This is a genomic window from Streptomyces sp. NPDC006283, from assembly GCF_040613325.1.
GTDB lineage: Bacteria > Actinomycetota > Actinomycetes > Streptomycetales > Streptomycetaceae > Streptomyces.
Map to the genome: position 1 here is coordinate 15,803 of NZ_JBEXRZ010000012.1, position 26,287 is coordinate 42,089.

18 protein-coding genes and 1 pseudogene are annotated in these 26,287 nt (G+C 70.4%); 10 read left to right on the forward strand and 9 right to left on the reverse strand.

Features of this window, described 5'->3' with window-relative positions:
• Nucleotides 1-307: 307 nt before the first annotated feature.
• From ABZ070_RS04640 to ABZ070_RS04650, 3 genes are all read right to left on the reverse strand, one after another.
• Nucleotides 308-4,168, reverse strand: coding sequence for a S8 family serine peptidase (locus tag ABZ070_RS04640; RefSeq protein ID WP_356629877.1), 3,861 nt, complete (start codon nt 4,166-4,168; stop codon nt 308-310).
• Between the two features lie 209 nt (nt 4,169-4,377).
• The gene (locus ABZ070_RS04645; RefSeq protein WP_356629878.1) at nt 4,378-5,382 is read right to left on the reverse strand and encodes a helix-turn-helix domain-containing protein; all 1,005 of its coding nucleotides are present in this window, start codon (nt 5,380-5,382) and stop codon (nt 4,378-4,380) included.
• Nucleotides 5,383-5,696: 314 nt separating this feature from the next.
• A complete protein-coding gene (locus ABZ070_RS04650) occupies nt 5,697-6,287 on the reverse strand; it encodes a DinB family protein (protein WP_356629879.1) in 591 nt (196 codons plus the stop codon).
• 259 nt (nt 6,288-6,546) lie between these two features.
• On the opposite strand from ABZ070_RS04650, the gene ABZ070_RS04655 reads away from it, so the two are divergent.
• A complete protein-coding gene (locus ABZ070_RS04655; protein ID WP_356629881.1) occupies nt 6,547-7,011 on the forward strand; it encodes a nuclear transport factor 2 family protein in 465 nt (154 codons plus the stop codon).
• Nucleotide 7,012: 1 nt separating this feature from the next.
• Here ABZ070_RS04655 and ABZ070_RS04660 read toward each other — a convergent pair whose 3' ends face one another.
• On the reverse strand, nt 7,013-8,203 hold the full coding sequence (locus tag ABZ070_RS04660) for a NarK/NasA family nitrate transporter (protein ID WP_356629883.1): 1,191 nt from the start codon (nt 8,201-8,203) through the stop codon (nt 7,013-7,015).
• A gap of 450 nt (nt 8,204-8,653) precedes the next feature.
• Between ABZ070_RS04660 and ABZ070_RS04665 the strand changes: the two genes are divergently transcribed.
• From ABZ070_RS04665 to ABZ070_RS04690, 6 genes are all read left to right on the forward strand, one after another.
• Nucleotides 8,654-9,757, forward strand: coding sequence for an MFS transporter (locus tag ABZ070_RS04665; RefSeq protein WP_356629885.1), 1,104 nt, complete (start codon nt 8,654-8,656; stop codon nt 9,755-9,757).
• Nucleotides 9,754-12,054 (forward strand): molybdopterin oxidoreductase family protein, encoded by a 2,301-nt coding sequence (locus ABZ070_RS04670; RefSeq protein WP_356629887.1) that lies wholly within the window; start codon nt 9,754-9,756, stop codon nt 12,052-12,054. The genes ABZ070_RS04665 and ABZ070_RS04670 overlap by 4 nt, the downstream gene beginning before the upstream one ends.
• Nucleotides 12,055-12,062: 8 nt before the next feature.
• On the forward strand, nt 12,063-12,677 hold the full coding sequence (locus ABZ070_RS04675) for a 4Fe-4S dicluster domain-containing protein (protein ID WP_356629889.1): 615 nt from the start codon (nt 12,063-12,065) through the stop codon (nt 12,675-12,677).
• Nucleotides 12,674-13,354 (forward strand): Rieske (2Fe-2S) protein, encoded by a 681-nt coding sequence (locus tag ABZ070_RS04680; protein ID WP_356629891.1) that lies wholly within the window; start codon nt 12,674-12,676, stop codon nt 13,352-13,354. The genes ABZ070_RS04675 and ABZ070_RS04680 overlap by 4 nt, the downstream gene beginning before the upstream one ends.
• Nucleotides 13,351-13,791, forward strand: coding sequence for a hypothetical protein (locus ABZ070_RS04685; RefSeq protein ID WP_356629893.1), 441 nt, complete (start codon nt 13,351-13,353; stop codon nt 13,789-13,791). Before ABZ070_RS04680 ends, ABZ070_RS04685 begins: the two co-directional genes overlap by 4 nt.
• A gap of 154 nt (nt 13,792-13,945) precedes the next feature.
• Nucleotides 13,946-15,229 carry a streptophobe family protein gene (locus ABZ070_RS04690; protein WP_356629895.1) on the forward strand — a complete coding sequence of 428 codons (1,284 nt, stop codon included), beginning with the start codon at nt 13,946-13,948 and terminating at the stop codon, nt 15,227-15,229.
• A 356-nt stretch (nt 15,230-15,585) separates the two neighbouring features.
• On the opposite strand, the gene ABZ070_RS04695 is transcribed toward ABZ070_RS04690, so the two are convergent.
• Nucleotides 15,586-17,985 carry an ATP-binding cassette domain-containing protein gene (locus ABZ070_RS04695; protein ID WP_356629896.1) on the reverse strand — a complete coding sequence of 800 codons (2,400 nt, stop codon included), beginning with the start codon at nt 17,983-17,985 and terminating at the stop codon, nt 15,586-15,588.
• A 216-nt stretch (nt 17,986-18,201) separates the two neighbouring features.
• Between ABZ070_RS04695 and ABZ070_RS04700 the strand changes: the two genes are divergently transcribed.
• Entirely contained in the window at nt 18,202-18,714 is a 513-nt protein-coding gene (locus tag ABZ070_RS04700; RefSeq protein ID WP_356629898.1) for an ATP-binding protein, read from the forward strand.
• A gap of 601 nt (nt 18,715-19,315) precedes the next feature.
• Here ABZ070_RS04700 and ABZ070_RS04705 read toward each other — a convergent pair.
• Together ABZ070_RS04705 and ABZ070_RS04710 are read right to left on the reverse strand one after the other, a co-directional pair.
• Nucleotides 19,316-19,549, reverse strand: a complete 234-nt coding sequence (locus ABZ070_RS04705) for a hypothetical protein (RefSeq protein ID WP_356629900.1) — start codon at nt 19,547-19,549, stop codon at nt 19,316-19,318.
• 129 nt (nt 19,550-19,678) lie between these two features.
• Nucleotides 19,679-20,596 carry a S1 family peptidase gene (locus ABZ070_RS04710; RefSeq protein WP_356629902.1) on the reverse strand — a complete coding sequence of 306 codons (918 nt, stop codon included), beginning with the start codon at nt 20,594-20,596 and terminating at the stop codon, nt 19,679-19,681.
• 722 nt (nt 20,597-21,318) lie between these two features.
• Here ABZ070_RS04710 and ABZ070_RS04715 point away from each other — a divergent pair.
• Together ABZ070_RS04715 and ABZ070_RS04720 are read left to right on the forward strand one after the other, a co-directional pair.
• Nucleotides 21,319-21,579 (forward strand): annotated as a pseudogene (locus tag ABZ070_RS04715) (DUF6629 family protein); the annotation flags it as partial.
• 106 nt (nt 21,580-21,685) lie between these two features.
• Nucleotides 21,686-22,135: a hypothetical protein gene (locus ABZ070_RS04720; RefSeq protein ID WP_356629965.1), complete on the forward strand. Its 450-nt coding sequence runs from the start codon at nt 21,686-21,688 to the stop codon at nt 22,133-22,135.
• 121 nt (nt 22,136-22,256) lie between these two features.
• On the opposite strand, the gene ABZ070_RS04725 is transcribed toward ABZ070_RS04720, so the two are convergent.
• Together ABZ070_RS04725 and secD are read right to left on the reverse strand one after the other, a co-directional pair.
• The gene (locus ABZ070_RS04725; RefSeq protein ID WP_356629904.1) at nt 22,257-23,342 is read right to left on the reverse strand and encodes a PP2C family protein-serine/threonine phosphatase; all 1,086 of its coding nucleotides are present in this window, start codon (nt 23,340-23,342) and stop codon (nt 22,257-22,259) included.
• Nucleotides 23,343-23,566: 224 nt separating this feature from the next.
• Nucleotides 23,567-25,795, reverse strand: a complete 2,229-nt coding sequence (secD, locus tag ABZ070_RS04730; RefSeq protein WP_356629906.1) for a protein translocase subunit SecD — start codon at nt 25,793-25,795, stop codon at nt 23,567-23,569.
• Nucleotides 25,796-26,287 lie beyond the last annotated feature (492 nt).

Genomic DNA, 26,287 nt, shown 5'->3' on the forward strand with positions numbered 1-26,287 from the left:
ACGCGTCGCCTGACAGGGCGGGTGCCCGGATCGCGACCGTCTACGCGCCGGGGAAGTGGCACCTCGTGGGCCGGTACCGCGTGACCTCATGCTGACGCCCCGCAGCGGTTGTCGCACCACGGCAGTACAACGTGACCGTGCGGATGCGTCCGGCCACACCGGCCCCTTGGCCTCCTGGAATCGCCTGTGCCGACGCCGATGCTCCCTGAGCGTCGCCGAGCGGCTCGGGGACGAGCAGGGAAGGGGGAGCGCCCCGTGCCGGTCATCTCGAACCGGTACGGGGCGCTCGCAAGGGCCTTTCAGATCCTCACTTGAGGGCGTAGGCCCGGGTGATCGTCTGCGTTGTGCGATTGCCTTCCGCGTCCCAGGCCTCGGTCCGCAGGGTCACGAATCCGTTGGTGGCCGCGAGCTTCGGGTGCCACAGCAGCGCCTGGAAGGAGTTGCTGTCCTTGCGCAGGACCTTGGTCTGCTTCCAGGTGGCGCCGTCGTCGTACGAGACCGAGACCTTGGCGCCGGCCATCGCGGTGGAGCCGGTCCAGCCCTTGGCCCTGGTGCCGTCCACGGTGAAGGTGAACGGCAGGCCGGCCCGCGCCTGGTTGAGCTCGTTCAGCGGCAGGTCGTAGTCGAGCAGGACGACCGGCATGGGCTCGCAGACCTTGGGGGTGGGGATGAACGCGGTGTCGCAGTCCTTGATGGCCATCGTGGTCGGTGCCGCCTGGCTGAAGTTCCACTCCGTGCGGACCTGCTTGCCCAGCTCGACGCCCGGGACGTCGGTGGTCAGCTTCTGGTCGAGCACGTACCGGTAGTCCGCCTTCTCCGGCACCAACTGATGGAAGCCGGTGATCGGCTGCCCGTTGCGGTAGAAGCTCCAGGTGCCGGTCAGACCCGACAGCGTGTGGGTGGGCTCGTTGTCGCCACCGCTGCTGCCGGGCAGCTTCTGCCAGACGTCGGTACGGCAGAACACACACGGTGCGAACTCGTACGGTGACGGGCGCATCGGGCCGGCGAACCAGCTGCGGGTGTAGAACTTGCCCGGTGTCTCGTACGTGGTGCGCTGATCGGACATCGACCAGGTGAAGGTGTAGAAGTTGGCGGAGATCCGCGGCATGTAGGAGACCCCGGCGCCCGCCGTGAAGTAGTCGTCGCGGGTGGTGCCCTGGTAGAGGGGGTCGCCGTTGCTGATCGCGGTCCACTGCTTGGGGCCCCAGGCCGGGAGGTACTCGGCGCCCAGGCGACGCGCGCCGTCGGAGCGGTAGGTGTTCCTGACCTTGGCGAACGTTCCGACGCCGGCGCTCTTGGCGAGGTCGGCGGGGACCCGGTCGTCGGTGAAGTGCGGCGCGTAGCTGTAGCGCGACTCCAGGACGCCGTTCAGGGTGATCCGGACGGTGCCCTTGGCCACCAGGGCCTTGAGCGCGGCGGCGTTGTCGTACGTGGCGTGGGCGACCGGCACGGTCTGGCCCGCGGGGACGCCGCTGCCGCTGGGGCCCGGGTTCGCGGGAGCCACGATCACCGCGAAGGCACCGGCCGCCGCCGCTCTGGCGGCCTGGTCGCCGGCCTTCGTGACGTCGGCCACGGAGACCAGGACGGTCTTGCCCTTGACGTCGGCACCGGCGAAGTCCGCCTCGGCGCCCGCGCCCAGATCGACCAGCTCGGTGCGCTGCGTGCCCTCGAACCGCTTCGCGAGAACGGACGTCTTCAGCGGGATGCTGATGCGCTCGGGGCTGGTGACGTCCAGCCGTACCAGCGGCTCGCGCCGGGTCACGAACGTCTCGAACCGCAGTGCGCCGGTGGCGGCGCCCGCGCTGGGGATGCCCCCGACCTTGGTGTCGCTCCTGTTGGCGGTCGCGCTGACGCCGGTGAAGTTGGAGTGGCTGTTGATCGTGCCGTCGTCGCGGACGATCTGCAGTGCCACCGCGCCGGTCTCCAGCGGCCGCTTCTCGCCGTCGATCTTCACACTGGCGTCGGTGGCGGTGGTGCCGTCGACGGTGAAGGTCTGGTCGCGGTCGGCCACGTCGACGTTGGGCACGGCGAAGACGTCCGCCGCGTAGGAGACGGCGCCGCCGGTGGGGCCCGCCGTGTAGACCGAGCCCTCGATGGAGTACTGGCCGAGGGGGACGGACACGGTGACCGTGCCCGTGTCGTACAGGGTCTGGGTCTCCCAGACGGTGTTGTCCAGCCCGTGCAGGGTGAACCTCATCGCACTGGGGGTCTTTCCGAAGCGGTCGGTGACGTTCAGGGTGACGTCGTGCTGTTCGACGGCCTTGACGAAGCCGATCGCGGCGTGCAGCGACTCGCCGCTCGCGGCGGTCGCGGTGACGGAGCCGCTGTAGCGCCCGGTCTTCAGACCGTTGGGGTCGAGGGTGACGGAGACCTCGGCGGTGGAGCCGGCGGGGACGGTGAGCCGGCCGTCGGACAGGGCGGCTCCCGAGAGAGACACCGTGCCGGCGGGTACCTCGGCGCCGCTCGCGTCCTCGGCCGACGCGGCCAGGGTCACGACGGTGTCGGTCGTGGCGTTGTTGCGGAAGGTGAGAGTGCGGGTCCGCTTCTCGTAGGTGCCCTTCTGCCAGGGGATCACGCGGAAGTCCGCTGTCCCGGAGAGCTCCAGCGACGGGTCGAGCGCGGCGGGGATGTCGACCCGGCCGTAGCCCTGCTGGTACGAGGTCAGTTCGGCGGCGGGCTCGGCGTGCGCCGTCAGAGCCTCCTTGATGCGCCGCCCTGTCCAGTCCGGGTGGCGCTGCTTGAGGATCGCGGCGGCGCCGGCGACGTGCGGCGTGGCCATCGAGGTGCCGTTGGCCGCGGTGTAGTTGTCGTCGACCGGCGTGCCCATCGTGGTGCCGGCCGCGCGGGCGGCGACGATGCCCACACCCGGTGCGGTGATCTCCGGTTTCATCGCCATGTCGCCGAGACGCGGGCCGCGGCTGGAGAACGGGGCGATCACGTCGGACTTGTCGACGGCGCCGACGGTGAGGGCCGCGTCGGCGGCGCCGGGGGTGCCGAGTGTGCTGTCGCCGGGACCGTCGTTGCCCGCAGCGATGACGAACAGGGTGTCCGACGAGGCGCTGAGTGAGTCGACCGCCATGGTCAGCGGGTCTTCACCCGGAGCGTCTTCGCCGCCGAGGCTCATGCTGACGACATCGGCGCCCTGGGCGACCGCCCACTCCATGCCGGCGATGATGCTGGAGGCCGGGCCCTGCCCACTGTTGCCGAGCACCTTGCCGACCAGCAGGTCCGCGCCGGGAGCGACACCCTTGTGCGTACCGCCGGAGTTGGCGCCGCTGCCCGCGATGGTGGCGGCGACATGGGTGCCGTGGCCGTGGCCGTCCTGGACAGACTGGCCGGTGATGAAGCTCTGGCTCGCGGTGATCTCGGACGCGATGTCGGCGTTGTTCAGGTCCGCGCCGGAGTCCAGGACGGCGACCTTGACCCCCTTGCCGTCGTAGCCCGCGGCCCATGCCTCCGGGGCGCCGATCTGCGGCACGCTCTTGTCCAGGGTGACCTTCGCCATGCCGTCGTACCAGAGCTTGGCCACCCCGGCGCCACCCGGCACCACGGTGCCCTCACCGCCGCGGGAGCTGGCCGTCGTCGGCTTGACGGCGTGCCAGAAGCCCTTCGTACCGTTCTTGTCGACGTGGACGGAGGACAGCCCCAGCCTGGGCATGACGCGCTTGCTCCGGCTGCTCGGCAGATCCTCGGCCTTCTGCTTCAGCACGGTGGCCGACGGCGTGCCCTGGAAGTCGACGATGGCGGGTATCTCGTCGGTCCTGGCGTCGCCGTACCCGTCGCGGACCATCCGGCTGACGTTGAACAGCTCACGGTCCACCGTGCCCGAAGCGACCGCGGCGGTGGTGTCGTCCGGATAGACGTACAGGTCGCCGTTCTGTCCGCTGACGGTTTCGAACGTCTTGGATGTCCCCGCCCCGGAGAGGACGGAGACCGCCTGCCTGCCGTCGGGCCCGGTGGTCAGCGAGACCTTGTCGCCGGTGATCAGAGTCACCGTCGCGGTCGTCGCCGCCCGCTTCTGCGACGTCGGCCGGGCGTCCACGTCCTGGGGTGCGGGGGTGGTGGCCGCTGTCGCGGTGGGGAGCTGGCTCGTCAGCGACAGGGCGACTGTCACCGCGATCCCGCTGACGAGGGCATTGCGCCTCCGTCTGAGGCGGGCTCTTCGCATCGGTTGTCCTTTCACGGGCTCAACTGGTGGGCGCAGCGGGGCAACTGATGCCGAGGGGGACCGACCGAACGTCCGGCCGACTCCGCGCGCCGCCCGGAACCTAGCTCTCCGGACGCGGCGTCTTCCAGAGGCTGTGCGGCGGATGCGCGCCACATGGCGCGTGCCCGCCACGCGGGTCCGCGATGTGGGCGCCGACCGGCCGAAAGACCCTAGGCGACGCCCTGCGGCTGAAGTCCGTCCAGGTCCTGAGCCGTGATCCAGCCGCGCTCGCAGGCCTGCCACCCCAACTGCATCCGGCTCGCAGCGCCGGCGAGATCCATCAGAGCGCGTACCCGGCGGTTGACCGTCCGCTTGCCGATCCCCATGAGGCGGGCGATCGCGTCGTCGGTGAGGCCGGACAGGAGCAGGAGCAACAAATGAGCGTCCGAGCCGGATAGTTCGCCCCGGTGCGTCTCGCCGGGCGAAGGGTCCAGGGGGAGCGCCGTGACCCACACCAGCTCGAACAAGGCGAGGAGGGCGTCGAGCAGGGGCCCCTGGTGGATCTGCACGACGGCGCCCGGTGCTTGCCCGTCGTCCGTCCGCACCGCCAGCATCGCCGTGGACCGATCGACGATGATCAACTTGACGGGGAGCCTGGCCAGCACGCGAGCCTGTTCACCGGCTTCCATGTACCGGCGGATCTCCAGCTGCGCCGCGTACCCGTCGATCGCGGCCCGGTCGTACACCGTCCGGAAGCGCACACCCGCTGCGAGCTGCTCCAACTCGGCGGCGTTGAACTCGTCGACCAGCAGATAGGGCGGGGCGTCGAAGCGCAGCACTTCGTGGCGGGCGCGGAGTTGGAGCTGCTCGTAACGGTGCGACAGCGTCTCGGCCGGCACGATCTCGGCGATTTCCTCCAGGGCCGCCGGCCGCAGCGCCTCACGGTACTGCTTGGTGAGTCGATTCAGGAGGCCTTTGGCGGAATGCAGTTCGTTCATGCGTGCAAGGAGCAGCGTCTCCCCGGCGATGTCCGGCGGCGCGGGGATCAGCTGCCCCGGCAGGTCGTCGGTGACGGCGACCAGCCCCTTCGCTGCCAGGGCCGCGACCGCCTGTTCGAGCTGGGCGCCGGTCAGACCGGTCCGCTGCTCCAGCCGGTCCACCTGACAGCGCCCGGACCCGACCAGTATCTGGTACACCTGCGACTCGGCCGTGCTCAGGCCCAGAGCCTCCAGCATGTGTGTCCTTTCCTCACGGGCTACGCAGACCCGCGGGCACCGTTTGCGTTCGTACTGTGTGTCGGACTCGGCGGATGAGCACGCCTTCCGGCCGGGTGGCCGGGAAGCGCTCCGGCCCAGCAGCAGCTCCTCGCCGATCCGCCGGCAGCAGGGCAGCCTCGAGCTCGGGACCGGTGCCGGCGGCCGGCCGGAGTTCGGCGGCAAGAGTGACCGACGCGTGCACCCTCGTCCCTCCACGGGTGGTCCGGCACCGCCTCGCCGCCGGCGGCAACCAGGGCCTCATCGCCACCGGTGGTGGGACGGACAGTCCACGCTCAGCCGCGGTGTGTTGTGCCGCTGAGGATCTGCTCGCGAAGGATGTCGGCGTGGCCGCAGTGCTGTGCCAGTTCGCGCAGTGTGTGGAGGTAGACCCAACGCAGCGGCAGCGGGCCGCGGCGGTTGCCCCGCACGACGTCGTCCAGCGTCAGCGTCGCCGTGCTTCGACGGGACGCCGCGCATGCCTGCCGGTAGGCGCCTTGGACCGAGGCGATGGTGTCACCGTCGTGGAGGTCGAACGACTCGTCGGGTGAGTCGGGTATGCCGATCTCGGTACGGGACCGGCATGTGATCGCCTCGTCGAACCAGACCTTCTCGACGAATGCGGCGTGTTTGACCAGACCGAGCAGCGTGGTCTTGGACGTGACCAGCGACCGGCGTGCCTGCTCCTCGGTCAGCCCGTTCAGGCTGTCGTGCAGTGCGGATCGATGCTCATCGAGAAATGCCTCGAACTGATCGCGGAGAGCTGCGTGGAAGATGGCGGGTTCCGCCGACGGATGGAAGACCATGCCCGCAACAATATGATGCTCAGACCCCTTTTCGAGATCCACATGTGTTGTGCGCACCCCGGCGGCGAAGGCCGCCACCATGGTGACGAACCTCAAGTGGTCGGCTGTCGAGGCGGCCCGCGTTCCCGACCGGCTCCCGGCACACCCGCCGCGAGGTCCACGGGACCGTCGACCGGCCTCTTCGGCCCCTTGCGGCGCATCAGAGGTGCGCACCCGCCACTCCGGCAAACGCATGGGCCGGCTGATCGGACATCCCGACGGGGGCATTGGTTCGGATGCAGTCCTCGCGGATCGGGCGCACCCTGAAGAGAAGGAAGAACACGTTCCACCGGGAGCAGCGATGAGCGTGGGAACCGAGGCCGCCGTCTGGGACACCGTCGAGCGCTACTTCGACCTGCTCCAGGCGCACGCCGAGGCGGACGTGATGCTGAGAGAGATCCTGACGCCGGACTTCCGTACCGGCTTCACGGGCGGCTTGACCTGGGAAGGACCCGACGGACTGCGGGACTTCCTGGCGGCCCGCTCCGTCTTCTTCGACGAAAGGCACACCATCCATCAGATGTCGGTGCCGGAACGCGAAGCCGACGGCCGGTGGACGTGCCGCACCCGGCTGTCGTTCTTCCTGCGGCGCCTGAGTCCCGGGGCCGCGGTGAGCGAGGAGTTCACCGGCCTCGCCTGGCACACATGGGTCCTGGAGGAAGCACCGTCCTGGCGCGTGGCGGCACAAATCGTCGAGGGTTTCGCCGGCATGAACGAGAACGCGCGCATCCTCTTCTCCCACCCCCACGAGGGCCTCGAGACCTGAATCAGGCGGGGCTCCTGCCCGCGGTGCGCATCCGCACGTAGGCGTAGACGCAGCCGGCGAACGCCAGGTCGGACAGGAGCATCAGCCCGATCGCATAGGACCCCTTGGTGCTGTAGACGGCCCCCATGATCAGGGGCGGCAGGAAGCCGCCGAGTCCGCCCATCGCGCCGACGATGCCGGTGACGCTGCCGACCTGCGCCTGCGGCGTGACTCGGGAAAGGAGGGCGAAGACGGCGCCGCTCGCGGTGCCGAGGCCGGCCGCCATCGCGAGGAAGGCGATGGTGCCGGTCCAGAACAACGGTGGGTCGAAGGCCTCGACGATGGCGAAGACCGCGACGACGGCGAGGGCCCAGGCGGTGACGACAGCGGGGTGGGTCCTGTCGCCGAGCCAGCCGCCCAACGGACGGCAGAGGACGGCGAGCAGGGCGAACCCGGCAGCCTTGGTGCCCGCGTCGGTCGGTGTGAGGTGGTACAGGGTCGTCAGGTCGGTGGGCAGGTACACACCGAACGCGACAAAGCCGCCGAACGCGATCGCATACAGAGCGGACAGCTCCCAGGTGACCCGCAGCCGGCCGGCCTGCCCCAGGCGGTGCCCCAGGCTCGTGGTGGGCACCGCGCGGTCGGGCCGGTCGCGCAGGAGCAGCGCGGAGACGACCACCATGATCGCGAGCGCCACGGCGACGGCGATGAACGGCAGGTTCTCCCCGCGTTGGTGGATGCGCGGGGTGAAGAAACCCGACAGCGCGACGCCTCCGGTGCCCATGCCGAAGATGCCGAGCGCGAGCCCGCGCTGGGCGGGCGGAAACCAGGAGTTGACAAGCGGGACGCCGATGGCGAACGTGGTCCCGCCGACTCCGAGGAGGAACGCCACGACCAGCAACGCGGCGAAGTTGTCCCGTACGACCATGACGAGCAGGACCGGCACGATGGTCAGTGCCGCGACGAGTGGGAACATCAGGCGGGCGCCGTACCGGTCGGTGAGAGCGCCTGCCGCGATGCGGCCGAGCGAGCCCACCAGCACCGGCACCGCCACGAGCACCGACTGCTGGAAGTCGTTGAGTCCGAGGTCTTCCCGGAAGGTTCCGGCGAGCGGTGCGATGAGGTTCCAGGCCCAGAAGGTCAGAGCGAAGCCGACCGTGACGATCGCGAGGTTGCTGTAGGCAAGCGCGGATGCGCGCTGCGGTGTGGTCATCGCTCGGTCGGCCTCCGTCCGGGCCGCTGCGCGCGGGCCTGGACATCGACGCCGCAGCGTGGGCAGCGCCTGCCCTTCAGCAGGCGCGCGCTGGGGTCCCACGAGGTGTCGTGCATCGCGTCCTCCCAGCGACCGCCGTACAGGCATGCCCGACCAGACTGCCGGGGCCCGACGGCCGGGGCGCGGTGGTCTGGGCCGATCGGGCTGCGCCCTTCGGGGGTCGTGCCCGGAGACCGGGATGCGCCTCGCGCCTCAGAGGCGTCTCGCGGCACCCGCAGTCATGACACACGTCTGAGCCTCCGTCACGCGGTCTCGTCGCCCCGCCCCATGCGCATGAGGACAAGGCTCAGCCGTCACCCCTGGCTTGCGGCCTCTGCGATCGTCACCCGCATGACAGCCCACCAGGTCGCGTATCCGGAAGAATCGGGACACATCATTTAGCGTGGCGACGTGACTGATCCCTGCCCGCCCGCAAGCGAGTCGTCCCCGCCCGACGCCGGGCAGCCTCGGTCCCAGCGGCCCGCCACCGGGAGATCCGTCACCCGGCGCGCCGCCCTCGCCGGGACCGTCGTGGCGCTGTTGGTGATCATTGCGATCGTCCTGGGCAGCCGGTTCCTGCGCGACTTCGACTCCGCCCTCGTCCCATATGCCGTCGCCAGCGTGTTCCTCGCCTTCGGCCTCACCTACCGCTACACCGTCTGGATCTCCTCACCCGGCGCCCGCCGCCTTTTCCGGCAGGGCTGGCGCAGCTTCTTCTCGGTCGAGAACTTCCGAAAGGCTCCCACCGCCCTGCCGAGGATGATCGCCACTTACCTCGGCTTCCAGAAATTCCTCGGCGCCCGCTCCCGCGCCCGCTGGGCCGCACATCAGCTGATCTTCTGGGGCTGCGTCCTCGCGGCCCTGATCACGTTCCCGCTCACCTGGGGCTGGTTCACCTTCACCTCGCCCACAGGCTCCGGACCCGGCTACGAGATGCGCGTCTGGGGCTTCAAGGTCCTCGGCTTCGACGCACTCAGCCTTTTCGGCTGGGCCATGTTCCACGGCCTCGACCTCGCGGCCGTCCTCGTCATCGCCGGAGCCGTCTACTTCTTGTGGCGGCGGATGAAGGACCGCGGCGCGATCACCGGCCAGCGGTTCGCCTACGACCTGATCCCGTTGATCGCTTTGATCGTCATCTCCGTGACCGGGCTTCTCCTTACTTTCTCGGCGGTCTTCCTGCACGGCGGCGGTTACGAGTTCCTCGCGATCCTCCACATGGCGGCGGTGGTCCTCACCCTCATCTACCTGCCCTTCGGGAAGTTCTTCCACATCGTCCAACGCCCGGCTGCGGTCGGGATGCAGCTGTTCAAGTACACGGCCCGGCAGGACGAGCATGTCTTCGCCTGCCGCCGCTGCGGGGAGCCGATCGACACCACCCCCTACGTCGAGAACCTCCAGGGCACCATGCGCGATCTGCAGCTCGGCTTCGAGGAGTGGGCGGAGTACTGCCCGCGCTGCAAGCGGGTGCTGCGCGGCGGTGCCTACCTCGCCCACGTCAAGAAGGGCTTCAAGTGACAGAGCCGCCCGTCCCGCTGGACCCTTCCCTCGCACCGCCGGGCACCCGCCAGTTCCGCGACGCGGGCGGCATTCCCGCCGACCGCTGGCATGCCGACCAGGAGGGCGAGACGCTCGTCCCCACCCACTGCTGCTTCTGCGGCGTCCAGTGCGGCATGTATCTGCGTGTCAACGCGCGCGGCAAGGTCTTCGGCGTCGAGCCACGCAACCACGACATCAATCGGATGCGGCTGTGCCCCAAGGGAATCAATGCATATCAGCAGGTCAACCACCCGGACCGGCTCACCGCTCCGCTGATGCGCCGCTCCCGCGACGAGCCCTTCAGCAAGACCTCCTGGGACGAGGCCCTCGACTTCACCGCCGCCGAGATGCAGCGCATCCAGGCCGCCTACGGCAACGACGCCTTCGGCGTGCTGGGCGGTGCCAGCCTCTCCTCGGAGAAGACGTATCTCGTCGGCAAGTTCGCACGGGTCGCGCTGAAGACCCGGCACGTCGACTACAACGGCCGGCTCTGCATGGTCAGTGCCGCGGGCGCCAACAAGCTCGCCTTCGGGATCGACCGGGCCGGCAACCCTTTCGCCGACATCCTCCAGACCGACTGTCTCCTGATCGCCGGCTCCAATGTCGGCGAGTGCTTCCCCGTCATGACCCAGTACGTGTGGGGAGCCCGGGACCGGGGCGCGACGCTGATCGTCGTCGACCCGCGCGAGACCGCGATCGCCCGCACCGCCGACATCCACGTGGCCCTCAAGCCAGGCACCGACTCCGCGTTCTTCAACGCCGTCCTCCACGTCGTCATCCGCGAGGATCTCGACGACAAGAGCTTTGTCACCCGCCACGCCACCGGCTGGGAGGACGTACGCGACACGGTCGGGCAGTACCCCCCGGAGAGGGCCGCCGAGATCTGCGGCATCCCCGAGCAGCAGATCGTGCAGGTCGCCCGCGCTTTCGCCCGCGCCCCCAGGGCCATGGCCTGGCACGCCCGGGGCATCGAGCACCACTCCCAGGGCGTGGAGAACTGCCTCTCGGTCGTCAATCTTTGCGTCGCCACCGGAAACATCGGCAGGCCGGGCGCCGGGTACGGCACCATCACCGGCCAGGGCAACGGGCAGGGAGGCCGTGAGCACGGGCAGAAGTCCGACCTCCTGCCCGGCGGCCGCTCGATCAACGACCCCGAGCACCGGCGCCAGATCTGCGAGATCTGGGGCATCGACGAGGCCGAACTCCCGCCCGCCGGAACCTCCATGATGGAGATGGTCTGGCAGATGCAGCACCGCGAGATCCGCGGACTGATCGGCATCTGCAACAACCCGTTCGTTTCCCTGCCCAACTACGAGGTGGTGAAGGACGGGTACGACACCTTGGAGTTCCACGCACAGTTCGACTTCTTCCTCTCCGAGACGGCGGAGAACGCCCATGTCGTCTTCCCCGTGACCACCTGGGCCGAGGACGAAGGCGTCATGGCCAACGCCGAGGCCCGCGTCATCAAGCACAACAAGGCCCAGGAGCCGCCACCGGGCGTACGGACCGACACCTGGGTCATCCGCCAACTCGCCCAACGCCTCGGTGCCGGTGACAAGTTCGACTTCACCGGCTCCCGCGACGTCTTCGAGGAGCTGCGCGTCGCCTCCGCCGGAACGGTCAACGACTACTACGGCATCACGTACGAACGCCTGGAGGAGACCGGCGGAATCGCCTGGCCGTGCCCCTCCACGGACCATCCCGGCACCCCCCGCCTCTTCGAGGACGGTCGCACCTACCACCCCGATGGCAAGATCCACCTGCAGGCGGTGGAGTGGCGCCCGCCGGTGGACCCGTACAACGACGAGTACCCCATGTCGCTGACCACCGGCCGCACGGTCGCCCACTTCCTGTCCGGCAACCAGACCCGCCGGCTCGGTGGCCTCGTCGAACAGACTCCGCGCCCCTGGATCGAGATTCACCCCTCCCACGGTTTCGCCAACGGCGATCCGGTCCGCGTCGTCACCCGCCGCGGCAGCGCGGTCTTCCCCGCCCTGGTCACCGAGGCCATCCGCCCCGACACCTTCTTCGTCCCGTACCACTGGCCGTTCCCCACCGCGGCCAACGCCCTCACCATCGACGCGCTCGACCCCCGCTCCAAGATCCCCGAGTACAAGGTCTGCGCCTGCCGCATCGAACGCGCTGAACACATCGACGAAGTTCCCGCACCCCCCACGGCCCCCGGCCACGAGGCGTATCCGGCGGCCCAGGTCTCCCGTACCGACCCCCTGCCGCCCACGTCTCCTCAGGGCCGCGGCACCGCGGAGAGGAGTTGACGACAGCGATGATGGGCAGAACGATCTTCATCGACCCGGGACGCTGCATCGGCTGCCAGGCGTGCGTCTCCGCCTGCCGAGAATGCGACTCGCACCGCGGCAAATCGATGATCCATCTGGACTACCCCGACGAAGGGCACTCCGTCGCGTCCCTTCCCACGGTCTGCATGCACTGCGAGGACCCGGTCGCCCCCTGCGCCGAGGTCTGCCCCGCCGACGCGATCCTTGTCACCGCTGACGGCGTGGTGCAGCAGGCCGACACCACCCGCTGCATCGGCTGCGCCAACTGTGTCAACGCCTGCCCCTTCGGTGTCCCGAAGATCGACCTTCAGGCGAAACTGCAGATGAAGTGCAACCTCTGCTACGACCGCACCGCCTACGGCCTCGCCCCCATGTGCGCCACGGTCTGTCCCACTGGCGCCCTCTTCTACGGCACGGTCGAGGAACTTCAGGCCGAACGCCCCGGCGTCCAGGTCGCCGACTCGTTCGTCTTCGGCGGCTCGACCGTGACCACCGGAGTCGCCATGGTCGTCCCCGCGGACAAGATGCAGTGGCCGCTGCCCGGCGGGCTGCCCGGAACCCAGTTGCCTGTGGTCGAGGTGAACGGAGCCGACGTCCGATGAGCGTCACCGAACAGCGGCCGCCCGCGGGGGAACCACAACAGCCGGACACCGCGCGGGAGGAGCTCCACGACCGGATCGCCGCCGACTCGCTCACCACCCGCCGCGACTACCTCCGGCTCGTGGCCACCGTCTCCGGCGGGCTCGCCGCCGGCGGCATCGGCGTTGCCGCCGGCGTACTGCACCGGCACGGCGACAGCGAGGGAGCCCCCGAGCCGAAGAGGATCGCCGACGGCCTGCCGCCCGGCCGGTCCATCGCATTCCGCTACCCCGGGGAGGACGACCGCGCCGTCGCCGTCCGCCTCGGGGACGGCACCCTCGTCGGCTACTCCGCCGTCTGCACCCATCTCGCCTGCGGTGTTCTGTGGCGCGAGGACAGAGGAAGCGAGGGCCAGCTGTACTGCCCGTGCCACGAGGGCGTCTTCGACCCCCGTACCGGGGAGGTGACTGCGGGCCCGCCGCCCCGGCCGCTGCCCAAGGTGCTTGTCGTCGAGGAGAGGGACGGCAGCGTCTGGGCGGTCGGCGCCACACGCTCCGGCGAGACGGTCCGGGACGCGTTCTGCCGGCAGTTCGGTGAGGACCGGCCTCAGACGGCCGCGAGGCTCGGCTGCCCAGGCACGAGCCCCGGAGCGACGGACGGCGGAGGCCCCGGAGCGACGGAGAAGGGCAGGCGTCCATGAGCACGTCCTCCCCACCGCCCGACGACGCCGGGCAGCCGTCGCCCGAACTTCCCACGAGTGCCGGCAGCAGCGGCGGCGCCGTGCTTCCACCGCGGCCTCAGTACCGGCCCGGAAGCGCAGAAGCCCGGCTGAACAGGCCGGTCCGTGAGCGCTACCCGCAGATCCGTCCCACCAGCGGCTACGGAGACCCCCGGATCCGGCACACCGGCCCTGGTCCTGGCGCCGGCAGCGAGCAGCAGCCCGAGCGCTCCTCGAAGCTCACCGCCCGTCTCACCCTCGCGCTCACCGTGATCGTCGGCCAACTCTGGGGCCTGACCGTGATCGTCGACGAGTGGATGCAAGGGGACACGGGCACCGCATGGTGGGGCGCCGGATTCCTGGTGCTCTCGTTTCTCGTGGTCCTGGGGCTGTGGCTGGTCGACCCGGAGGACCGGTGACCATGTCTGCGCGCACGGCTTCATGACCCGGGCCGCGCACGGCTCCATGACCGGTCCTTGCCCACTGTGCGCCCGGCCTCCGCGCCGGTCGCAAGTCGACGCGGTCGGCCCCGCCCAAGGGGCGGGGTGCACCGGCCGTGCATAGCGTGGCAGCGTGAGTCATCAGGCATCGAACCGCCCGGACGGAGCGATCCGCCCGGCCCACGGCTGGCTTCAGGCGCTCGGCGCGGTGCTCGCCGGCCTCGTGACCATGATCGTCACCGCAGCCCTCGGACTGTGGGCAGCCGGTGCGGCGGACCTGCCGGAGGGCGGCTTCCTGCCGGTTGTCGCGGCCGTCGTCGTGATGGCGGTCTTCGGATCCGTGGAGGTCGCCGGAGACGCCGGAGCGATCGTGGAGACGAGCGCCGGACTCACCGTCCTGCCGCTCTCCGTGACACTCGTCGGAGCCTTGACGATCGCCGCCGGCTTCCTGCGGCCTCTGCGGCACCGCGCCGTGGCCTCCGCCGGGGAACTGGCGGGCTGGGCCGCCCGGCTGGCCGTGCTCTGGGTGCTCGCGCTCGTCGGCCTCGCGGCCCTGGCCCGCCACACCTTCACCATCCCTGTCGAGGACCCGACCGGCGGCCTCATCGAGGACCTGCTGGACGTCACCCCCCGCGTCGGCTTCCGCACCGACCTGCCGCTCACCGTCCTGTTCGGGCTGCTCTGGCTGGCCGCCGTACTCGCCCTCGCCGTCCTCGTCTCCCGCGGAGCCCCGCTCCCCGCACGTCTGCTGCGCTTCCAGGAGAGTGTGCGCCCCGCCGCGTTCGCCATGGTGACGCTGCTGCTCACCTGCGTGGCGATCGGGGCGGTGATCGGCCTCGTCGTCGCGGCGACCCGAGAGCGGACCGCGGAGACCTTCGCCGTGCTCCTCCTGGGCCTGCCGAATCTTGTCTGGCTCGCGCTCACCCTCGGCCTCGGCGCCACCTGGGACGGCAAGGTCGAGGGGCCCTTCGGCCTCCCCGTTCCGAGGATCCTCGACGAGGTACTCCGCACCGGCGACATGGCCACCCTGAATCTGTCGACCCTCGCCGAACGCGACGGGCGCGCCTGGTGGCTCCTTCCGGTCGCCGCGGTGCTCCTGTCGGCAGCCGCGTTCCTGATGGCGGTCCGGTCGCCGGCCCGTGTGCGCCCCTGGCAGCACGCCCTGCACATGGCCGTCGCCCTCGTCCTCACCGTGCTGACCATCTGTCTGCTCGTACGGTTCTTCGCGCATTACAGCCTGTCGCTGCTGGGCATCGGGGACCTCGGCGGCGACCTCGCCGGGGAAGTGGCACTGCGGCCGCACCTCTGGACGGCGCTGGGTCTTGCGGCCGCATGGGGACTCGTCACCGGATTCCTCGGTGGGCTCCTCGCCTCGCGGGTCCGCCGGCGCGGCGAGGTCGCCGCGCCTCGTCAGTGACGGCCGTTCGCCCCTTCCTGCCGACGCCGGCGTGCCTGACCGGTGAACACCACAAGCGCCCAGCGTGGCGGCTCGGGCACAGGGCCCGCTTTCCCGGGCGGCGTCGCGCCGTGCTCCGCCGCCACCGTCGCCCGACGACCGCCCGTGTCCGGCACGCACGCGTCGACCCACGCGGACCAGCCGTCCGCGCACACGATCGGCCCCCGGTCGCCGCGCCGCTCGGCCGGCGGGACCGGCAGCAGCGGGTCGAGCGGAGTCGTGGGCCGGACAGGTCCGGCGACTCCCAGGAGGACTTGCCCGATCTGCGGCACGACATGTGTGGCGCGGAAGTCCCAGGTGTCCAGGGTGGTCCACGCCTATTTCCGCATGATGGCGGGCTCGTGCCGGCGCAGCAGCCGGGCCACCAGGTAGCCGAACACCACCGACAGCACCACCAGCATCCCCATGCCGAGCAGCCACACCCCCGCCGCGTGTTCGAAGAGCGGGTCGGCGGTCAAACTGCCGGGGACGATGCGACCGAGGTCGATCGTGCCCGCCATCGCGCCGAGCGCCCATCGGGACGGGACCAGCCACGCCAACTGCTCGACGACCACCACGCCGTCGAGCTTGAGCAGGGCGCCACAGAAGACCACCTGGACGATGGCGAGGAGCACCAGCAGCGGCATGGTGGCCTCTTCCTTGCGCACCACGGCGGAGATCAGGAGGCCCAGCATCATCGCCGTGAACGCCAGCAGTGCGACGGCCGCCGTGATCTCGAGGAGCGGCGGCAGCAGCACGCCCTGGCCGCCCGGCGCGTTGAGGTCGACGCCGACCAGGGCGACCAGGGTCAGCACGACCGCCTGCAGCACCGTGATCGTCCCCAGCACCACGGCCTTGGACATCAGATACGCGGATCTGGACAGGCCGACGGCGCGTTCACGCTGGTAGACGGCGCGCTCCTTGACGAGTTCACGTACCGCGTTCGCCGCGCCCGTGAGCACGCCGCCGACGCAGAGGATGAGCAGGGTGTTCAGCGCCGTCTCCTGGTCGAGCCGGCCGCCGGCCAGCGCGCGGGCCATGGCCCCCATCACGAACGGCAGCGCGATCATGATGACGAGGAATGTCCGGTCGGCGCCGAGCACGGCCGTGTACCGCCGCACCAGTGTGCGCAGCTGGGCACCCCAGCTCTGCGTCTTCGACGGCTCCGGCACCGGCCCCACGGCCGCGTCCTCCGCCTGACCCGGCTGGGACGTGGCACCCACGATGTATTGCCGGTTGAAGCGGGACTCGCGGTATGCCCCCGCCCAGTCGCGGTCGCGATCGTTCTCGAAGGCCTCGAACGCCTCCGGCCACTGAGCGAACCCGAAGAAGCGGAGAGCCTCGTCGGGCGGGCCGTAGTAGGCGATCCTGCCGCCCGGCGCGAGGACCAGCAGCCGGTCGCAGACATCCAGGCTGAGCACGCTGTGGGTGACCACGACGACCGTGTGCCCGTCGTCGGCCAGGTCGCGGAGCATATGCATGACCGACCGGTCCATGCCCGGGTCGAGACCGGACGTCGGCTCGTCGAGGAAGAGCAGGGACGGCTTCGTCAGCAGCTCCAGCGCCACGCTGACCCGCTTGCGCTGGCCGCCGGAGAGGCTGTGGATCGTTTGGCCGGCGCGCTGTTCGAGGCCCAGTTCGCGGATCACCTCGGCCACCCGGGCGTCCCGTTCCGCCGGCGCGGTGTCCTGGGGGAAGCGCAGTTCGGCCGCGTAGCCAAGGGCGCGGTGCACGGTGAGCTGAGCGTGCAGGATGTCGTCCTGCGGGACCAGCCCGATGCGTCGGCGCAGCTCCGCGTAGTCGTGGTACAGATCGCGGCCGTCGTAGAGGACCGTGCCGTGCTCGGCGGGGCGCAGCCCGGTGAGGGCGTTCAGCAGTGTGGACTTGCCCGCCCCGCTCGGCCCGACCACCGCGAGCAGGCATTTCTCGCCGACGGGGAACGAGACATGGTCGAGAAGCGTCCTGCGTCCCTGGTCCACCGACACGGCCAGCCCCTGCACGTCCAGGCAGACCTCGCCGGTGTCCACGAACTCCTGGAGCTGGCCGCCGACCAGAGCGAACGCCGAGTGGCCGATGCCGACGATGTCGCCGGCCGTCACCGGGGCGTGGTCGACGGGCAGACCGTTGAGGTAGGTGCTGTTGTGGCTGTGGAGGTCGACGATCTCGTACGTGCCGCCGGGCAGCGAGCGCAGTTCGGCGTGGTGGCGTGAGACGACCAGGTCGTCGACGATCAGCTCGTTGTCCAGCGCCCTGCCGATGTGCAGGGTGCGGGTCGGAAGCGGCCGCACGCTGGTCGGCCTGCGGAAGGCGCCGGTCGCGGAAGGCACGGAGACGGGGGACGGACGCTCGGGGGCGCGCTCCGGCGGGAGGGGTGGCGGGACGGGTTTCGAGCGGGGCGGCGGGGCGGGCTCCGGTCGGGCGTGGTCCGTCACCACGGCTCGCGGGCCGTCAGAAGCGCTCCCGAACCGGATCTCCGTACCGGGGCGGATGCCCCACGCCCGTATCCGACGCCCTTCGGCGTACGTGCCGTTGGTGCTGTCCTCGTCCTCGAGGGTCCAGCGGCCGGCGACGGTGCGGAACACCGCATGGTGCCAGGAGACGCGTGCGTCATCGATGACGATGTCGCTCAGGGGGTCACGACCGACGTGGTACGCCCGGGCCGGATCGATCACTGTGGAGCCGCCGTCGGTCTCCACGACGAGTTCGGGCGCGGTCGGCGTGCCGGACCGCTCTGCCATGTTCGAATTCTAGCGATGTGTACACCCTGCCGCCCGGGGGAGCGGGTCGCGGCCGCAGCTCCCAACTGGCACGGGGAGTGGCCGAGTCGGTGCCGCGGGTTGCGGGAAACGGGTCTCCGGGGCACCCTGATGCTTACCCAGAAGCGACACAGGCTCACTCTTCGTACTCGGGGGCCGCATACGAACGACGGGCCGTCGCGGTGAGGAGCCACGGTCATGAACGTCCAGGTTGCCTGCCACTACAGAATCGAAGTGCCGGCCTCCCCAGAGCGCATTCCCCGGATACGGCGTATCCTCGCCGCGCATCTGCGGTACTGGGGCCTCGATACCCATGTCACACCGGTCTGCAGCGCTGTCGACGAACTTGTCGACAATGTCGTCCATCACGTCGACGGAGACAAGACGTGCGTGGTGGAGCTGCGCTGGACGGGCCGTCATCTCAACGCGTCCGTCTCCGACCTGGATCGCACCCTGCCGAGGCTGCACACCTCGTCACCCACCAAGGGTGGGCTCGCCAAGGTCGCGATGCTCAGCGACAGCTGGGGCACGTGTGCGACGGACGTGGGCAAGGTGATCTGGTTCAGCCGCCGGGTCAAGGAAACCCAGCGCGTCCTGTGTGGTCCCCAGGTGCCCAAGCCGCCGGTCCGTGAGTTCAGGCCGATTCCGCTGGAATCAGTGCCCGCCGACCGGTTCGACGCACCCGCCCTCCACGTCGAAGCCGTGCGGTGACACGTCGATGTCCTCACCCGCGACGATGTCCCCCGTGACGCACCGGCCTGCCTCCTCGACCGTCACCGTGAAGTGCACCCGGCCCGTCGGCTCGACACCTGCACATTCTCCTCGATGGAGCAGTGGCCGACGAGCGCCCCGGTGACCTGACGGCACTCGGTGCGGCAGAGCCTTTGGCGGTGTCGAGTGCCCGGACTGTCAGGTCTGCGTCGCCCTCGCCTCTGCACGGCAAAGCGCTGCCGCAACCTCGAACATACGGCCGTGCTGCGCCGATGCCGCCTTGTCGGTCTCCGCCCGGCCCCGTTGCGCAGAGGGCGCGGCGGAGTCGTCTCTCACCGGTGAGGGAGCGTGTGCCTCGGCACCGCAGCCGGCAGGGCGACAGCGAGGACCATGGCCCCGGCGGCCGCACGCCGGTCGCCACGCCGGCGGTGCGGTCCGGACCGGATCGGCTTCGGGGGGCCGATCGGCTTCGCGGGCCTGGCCGAGAAGGGCCGTCGCGCGGCGAGCTGCTCCGCTTCTGGTGGCTGTGTCGGCGGGCGGGACGAGGCCCGGCACCGGACCGTCGCCTGAATACGCGTACTCAGGCGACGGCCGCGGGTCTTCATGCCGCCCTTCTGTCCTGCCGCTCTGCACGGGGCACCGTCGCGAGCAGTCGGAAGAAGTCCGCCTCGTTGCCCACGAGGCCCGCTGCGCGCAGTGCCTCGTCCGCGTCCGCCATCGGCGCGGCCAGCAGCGGCACCGCGATCGGCTCCCGCTGCGGATCGGCCAGCACGGCCCTGGTGGTCTGCAGCAGTCGCACGTACGCCTGGGCGGCGGCGAGCTCGGGGTCGTTCATCTCGCTGTTCCCCTCGTCAAGGTGTCGGTTCGTCAAGCATCTCCCGAGCCACTGACAACGGGCCTTCGGCAACGGCGAAGCCGGCGGCTCGCCCAGGGATGGCGGACCGCCGGCTCGACGCCTTGAAAACTAGAAGACGCTCACGCCGTAGACGCTGAGCGCCTCGGTGACGGGCTGGAAGAACGTGGTGCCGCCCGAGGAGCAGTTGCCGCTGCCGCCGGAGGTCAGACCGAGGGCCGTGCTGCCGGAGAACAGCGCGCCGCCGCTGTCGCCGGGCTCGGCGCAGACGTTGGTCTGGATCAGGCCGTAGACGATGTCGCCGCCGCCGTAGTTGACGGTCGCGTTCAGTCCGGTGACGGTACCGCCGTGCAGGCCGGTGGTGGAACCGCTGCGCTGGACGGACTGGCCGACGTACGCGTTGCCGGCGCCGGTGATGTCGCGGTAGCTGCCGTTGTAGAGGTAGACACGGCCGTCCGCCGCCGAGGCGTTGGAGTGGCGGATGATGCCGTAGTCGTTGTTCGGGAAGCTGGAACCGGCCCGGGTTCCGAGCACCGTCGTGTTCGCGGAGTTGGTGTACCAGGTGCTGCCGATGTTGGTGCAGTGACCGGCCGTCAGGGCGTAGTAGGTGCTGCCGCTGCGGACGTTGAAGCCGAGCGAGCAGCGTCCGCCACCCGCGTAGATGGCCTGGCCGCCCGCGATGAGCTTGTTGAACGTGCCGGGTGTGCGCTTGATCTCCAAGGCGCCTGCGCGGTCGCCCGCCGCCTTCTTGATCTGGGCGATCTCGCCGGCCGAGACGGTCGAGTCCGCCGTGACGACGAGCTTGCCGCTCTCCTTGTCGGTGTACCAGGCGGTGCCGGGCACATCGGCACCGAGCACGGCATCACTCGCCTGGGCGAGCTGGGCGGTGGTGGCCCGCGCAGAGTCGGCCGGTTCGGCCATGGCGGACGGCACTGCAAGCGCGGATGCGGCCACGAGTGCGGAAGCGACGGCGATCAGCCGTGCGCCTCTCGATACGTTGCCGAGGGGGGACAGGCGCTTGATGTTCACTACATCCTCCGGTGGGGGATCCGGGGCCCGCTGGGTGGTCGGGCCCGTCAAACACCGGCTGCGGGAACAAGACGGGAGGTACTGCGTCATGATCCTGACAACCGCTGCGCAACGAATCCTGGGCTCCCGCCCGTTCCTCGACAAGATTGCCTTTCGGCCGCTCTACGCGCGTCCATCGGCCCAGGGGCTGACAGCGCGCCGACGGCGGGGGTGATGTCCGCTCCACGGCCTCAGGTGTGCGGCGGAGCCTCCCGCCCGGAGGCGGTCGTCGGTGACGGCGGAGCAAAGCCCATGGATCGTTTGCTGATGGGTAGTCAGTCGATCGGTCCGTCAGGAGGCGGGGCCGCCTTCGCGCACGCCCTCGGGGTCAGCAAACGGAATGCCGCTTTCTGTTTTTGCTGCTCAGCGTCGACAAGGGCTGACCGGGCAGTGAGCCCCGCCTTGGTGTCCCTCGCGATTGCCCGCCCCGGCGTCGGCGGGTGGCCGCCGACCCCGTTGCAGTGGCTCCCGCACATCTGCTGTGCCGGGTCGGCCTCTGCGCCGAGGCCGCGAGAAGGCGCCACGCGTGCCACCGCCCCCGGCGTGCCGACGCATCTCGGCCGCGACGGCGACCGCGCATCACCCGCCCCTGGGCCCCCGGACGTCACACCTTTATGCCTCAATCACTCCTGTTCGACCGGCGTGAACGGGTGGCCGAATGTCGACCGTCGTACGGTGACGCCATGTGCTGGAGCGCGACGGCCGATCTCACGGCCGGCACGGGCATCACGGCCGTCGGCGTGGCCTGCGCGGCAGCCACCGTCCGCCGTCGCCGGCCCAGGGATCTGCCCCTCGCCGCGCTACCGGTGCTGCTCGGAGCACACCAGATCGTCGAGTCGGTGGTACGGCGTTTGGGCGGCGGGGCCAGTCCCGCCACCACCCTCCGGGCGGTCATCGCCCTGCCGGTGCTCGCCGTTCGGGTGCCGCTCGGGGTGCTTCTCGCCGTATCCCGTCCCTGCACGGCAGGCTCGTCGCTCCGGCCGGCCCGGCGTCACCCGTCCGGTCGTCTCGAACAGGCGGGCACCGTGTCGCTGTCCGTTGCATGGCAGCATGAGACCTTCCATCCTTCGCGGCCGACGCCGCACCGCCGTCTGTGGTGCCCTCCTCGCCGCCGCCTGCCTGATGACCTCCGGTTGCTCGGACGACAGCACGCCGCAGGAGGAACAGACCAAGAACACCCAGGCCCTGTGCGATTCACTACGAGATATGAAAACCGACGCGCAGAAGCTGGCATCCATGGACCGGTCGACGTCCACCCTCGATGACATCAAGGCCGCGCGCTCGGATGTCTCGGACGCGTTCCAGGACGTGAAGGAGGACGCCAAGGGAATCGGTGAGGCCAAGGCCGACGAGATCTCCCAGGCGTACGACGACCTGAAGAGCACGGTGGACGGCCTCGCCGGCGACACCACGGCAGGCGAGGCGATCCAGCAGGTCAAGCCTCAGGTCGACAAGCTGCTGAGCGCCATCCGTACGTCGGAGACCTCGGTGAGCTGCTGACCGGTCCCTCCTTGCTCTGGGTCTACTCCTCGTCGCCGTGGGCGGGGCGATCCTCAACGGGGGGGGGCGTGGGGGCGTCTGTTGTGCCGGCTCAGTGGTCGGCATGCGGCTCGTCGCATGATCAGGCGGGGACTGCACCGGGATGTCTGCCGCCTTCTTCGTCGAGACGGTCAACGAGGATCATCGCCACGTCGTCCGCCAGGTGGCCGTCGGTGTGGCGGAGCAGTGCCTGGTGCAGTTCTTCCAGGAACTCGGACGGACTGGTGCTTGCGGGAATCTCTTCCATGGCTTGTGCCAGGGCGAAGAAGTGGTTGTCGCGGTCGCGGGCCTCGATCACGCCGTCGGTGTACAGCAGCAAGCGGTCACCGGGGGAAAGCGGATAGCTCTCGGGCTTGGCGGGAGGGCAGGTGAAGAGGTCTTCCAGGCCAAGAGGCGGCAGTGGCGAGGCGGGCATCAGGGTTTCAATCCTGCCCTGGTGCAGCTTCAGCGGAGGCGGATGACCACGGTTGACCAGTTGCACCACGTGCTCGTCGGGCACCTGGGCGAGGAGCGCGGTGGTGAATCCCTCCATCAGGGCTTCCTGGTCGAAGGCACCGGGCACGGCGGCCTCCCGTCGCAGAGCAGCCGTGCAGCGGTTCATGACCTCCACCAGGTCGTCCTCGTAGTGCGCGAACTCTCGGAACGCGCCCAGTGCGACCGCCACCGCATGCACGGCGGCCAGTCCTTTGCCTCGGACGTCGCCCACGATCAGCCGGTCGCCGTAGGGCGTCTTGGCGGCGGCGTAGAGGTCGCCGCCGATCTGTGCGCCCGTCCCAGCGGCGAGGCCCAGGCTGGCCGCACGCACGTGGCCCAGTTGCTCGGGGACGGGGCGCAGGATGACCTTCTGAGCCGCTACGGCGATCCGGCGCACCTGATCGAGCTCACTCTGCCTGCGCGCCTGTACGGCGCTGCTCGTGATGAATCCGGCCAGGGACACCATGGCGAGAGCCAGCAAGTTGGTATAGACCTGCAGGGTGCCCCAGGCCTGGTTGAAGGTGGCGGTGGTCGCGCTGATCGCCAACGCGAGAGCCGCCGCCGACAGGGTGCCCTTCGGGCCCATCGTCACCGCGGCCAGCGCAGGCGTCGCGACGAGAAAGGGACCCGTGTACACGAAGTGTGCAGGCGTCAGTTCGATGACCAGCACGGCCAGCGCGAGCGCGAACGGCACACACTGCGCCGGCGTGAAGATGATTCGGCCATGACCGCCCGCCCCTGGTCGAGGAGGTGAGCGGTGGAGCAGATTCATGCGTACAGCCTCCCTCGCTGAGGTTGAACACTCCACTCAACGCCCCTGTGCGCCGATGCCGCGGGCGGCCTCCGGGCGCCGCGAGCTCCGCCGGGAGCTGTTCGCGGACCAGGCAGCCGGAGCGCGCAGGGGCAGGCCACGAGGCCCTACGTGCGTTGGTGGAGTTCGATGGCCAAAGGGGTGGCGGTGAACATGGAGGAGTACGTGCCGACGGCGAGGCCGAGGAGCAGGGCGAGGGCGAAGTCGGTGAGGGAGCCGCTGCCGAGGACGGCCAGGGCGGTGAGGATGAATGCGGCGCCCATGCCGGTGTTGACGGTGCGGGGCAGGGTCTGCACGAGCGCCCGGTTGGCGATGGCCGCGAAGGGTGCCGTGCGGTCGCGCCGGCTCAGCTCCCTGATGCGGTCGAAGACGACGACGGAGTCGTTGACCGAGTAGCCGATGACGGTCAGCAGCGCGGCGAGGAAGACGCCGTCGATGGGTTTGCCGAGCCAGGCGAAGATGCCGACGAGGATCACCACGTCGTGAGCGAGGGCGGCGACCGCTGAGGTGCCGAACAGCCAGCGGAAACGTGCCGCGAGGTAGAGCAGCTGGGCGCCGAGGGCGACGGCCAGGGCGATCAGGGCGCCCTGGCGCAGTTCCTTGCCGAGGCTGGGGCCGATCGTTTCGTCACGGAGCTTGTCGGCCTGGCCGGTCAGCGTGCTGATCGTTTCGGTGACGGTTGCCGCTTGGGCGTTGGTCAGCCGCTCGGTGCGGACGGTGAGCCGGCTGTCGCCGGAGGTCTGGACGACAGCGCGGGGAAATCCGGCGTCGGCGAGTGCGGTGCGGGCCCGGTCGGGGTCGACGGGCGTGGCTGTGGTGTATTCGATGAGGCGGCCCCCGGTGAAGTCGATGCCGAAGTCCAGGCCCCGTACGGCGATCCCGGAGGCTGACAGGGCCAGGACGATGGCGGAGACGGCCAGCCACCGCCGGGGGCGGCGCATCAGGTGGGGGCTTGTGCGGGTGAGGCGGTCGCGGACGCTGCCGGTGTGGGCGATGCCTGTCAGGCGGGGGCGGCGGTGCAGCCGGCGCCTGGACAGGGCGTGGTCGGCGAGGGCGCGGGTGATGACCAGGGCGCTGAGCATGGACGCGAGGACGCCGATGCCCAGGGTGACGCCGAAGCCGCGGACGGGCCCGGAGGCGAGGAAGAACAGCAGGCCGGCGGCGATGAGGGTGGTGATGTTGGAGTCGGCGATCGCGCTGAACGCGCCGCGGAATCCTGCGGTCAGCGAGGAGCGGGGGCTGGGCCGGTTGCGAGAGGCGTACTCTTCGCGGGCGCGTTCGAAGACGAGGACGTTCGCGTCGACGGCCATGCCGATGGCCAGCACGAACCCGGCGAGGCCCGGGAGGGTGAGGGTGGCGCCCAGGGCGGCCAGGACGGCGTAGGAGATCAGGCCGTAGCAGGCCAGCGCCACGGTGGCCAGAGCTCCGAGGATCCGGTAGACGGCGGTGATGAACAACGCCGTCAGCGCGGTGCCCACGACGGCAGCCCAGGCGCCGGCGGCGATGGCCTGCGCGCCCAAGGTGGGGCCGACGGTGCGCTGCTCGACGGTTTCGACGGGTACGGGCAGGGCGCCGCCGTTGACGAGCAGGGCCAGTTCCTTGGCTTCGTCGGCGCTGAAGGATCCGGTGATCTGCGTGGAGCCGCCGCTGATGCCCGAGCCGCAGCCGACCGAGGGGTCGACCTGAGGCGAGGAGATGATCTTGTCGTCCAGGACGATGGCGACCCTTCGGGACGGGTCACCTGCCGGGTGGCAGGCGGCCTCGCCGGTCAGGCGGGCCCAGCCGTCGCCGCCGGATCCCTCGAAGTCGACGGTGACGTGCCATCCGGCACCGCCCTGTTGGTCGAACCGGGCGGCGGCCTCCTTGACGCCCTTGCCGGTCAGCGCGGCCGCCGCCAGGCGCAGGTGCCGGCCGGACTCGTCGGCGAGCACCAGCTCACGAGGCCGTTTCGGCAGCGGTTCGGCGGCGTCATCGGCACGGGTGGCCGTGTCGATCACCTGGTGGAAGGTGAGCTGGGCGGTGCGGCCGAGTACGTTCGCGGCCTGGGCGGGGTCCTGTACGCCGGGCAGTTCGACGACGATGCGGTTGCTGCCGGAGCGGACGAGGGTGGGTTCAGCGACGCCGAGCGCGTCGATGCGGCCGCGCAGCACCTCCAGGGTGCGGTCGGTGGCATCGCCGTCTGCGTCGGAGTCGGCCGTGGGGCGGGTTTCCAGCACGATCTGCGTGCCGCCGCGCAGATCGAGTCCCAGATGGACGGGCACGGTGAGAGCGACGTACAGCGACAGGGCGACAGCGGCGAGGGCGAGCAGCGCTCGGATGCGCGAGGCGCGGGTCAACGGAAGCCTCCGGCAGGCACACCGCGGCCAGGGCAGTGGCGGCGGTCAACGGAAAAAAGGGAGAGTTCAGGTGCCTGGGACTGGAGGTGGTGCTCGCCCTTGGTGTCGGTCCACCGAAAGCGGACGGACGGGTGGGCTCGCTGCCGGCAAGGCCACGCGCGTGGACGACGGCGGGCCGGAGGGCTTGCAGTATGAGGTGGGGGCGGCGGTGCTCGGCCGCTCGCCGGTCAGATCGCGAGGGCTTCGGACCAGGGTGGTGCGGACGGCGGCGTGGCCGTCATCCGCCCGGGGGCCGCTGCCTGCCTGCACCGCCCCGGAGGCCGGCGCCGGGCCGGCCGGCATGTGGGGCGCGAGGCTGCCGTACGACGGGGGATGGAGCAGGGCGGTGAGGACGGCCAGCAGGACAGCGGTCATCGCGGCCCGGCTGAGGCCGCCCGGGCGGGGGACGGTGTGCACCGAGCGTGTCATGCACCGTCCCCTTCTCGTGTCTCG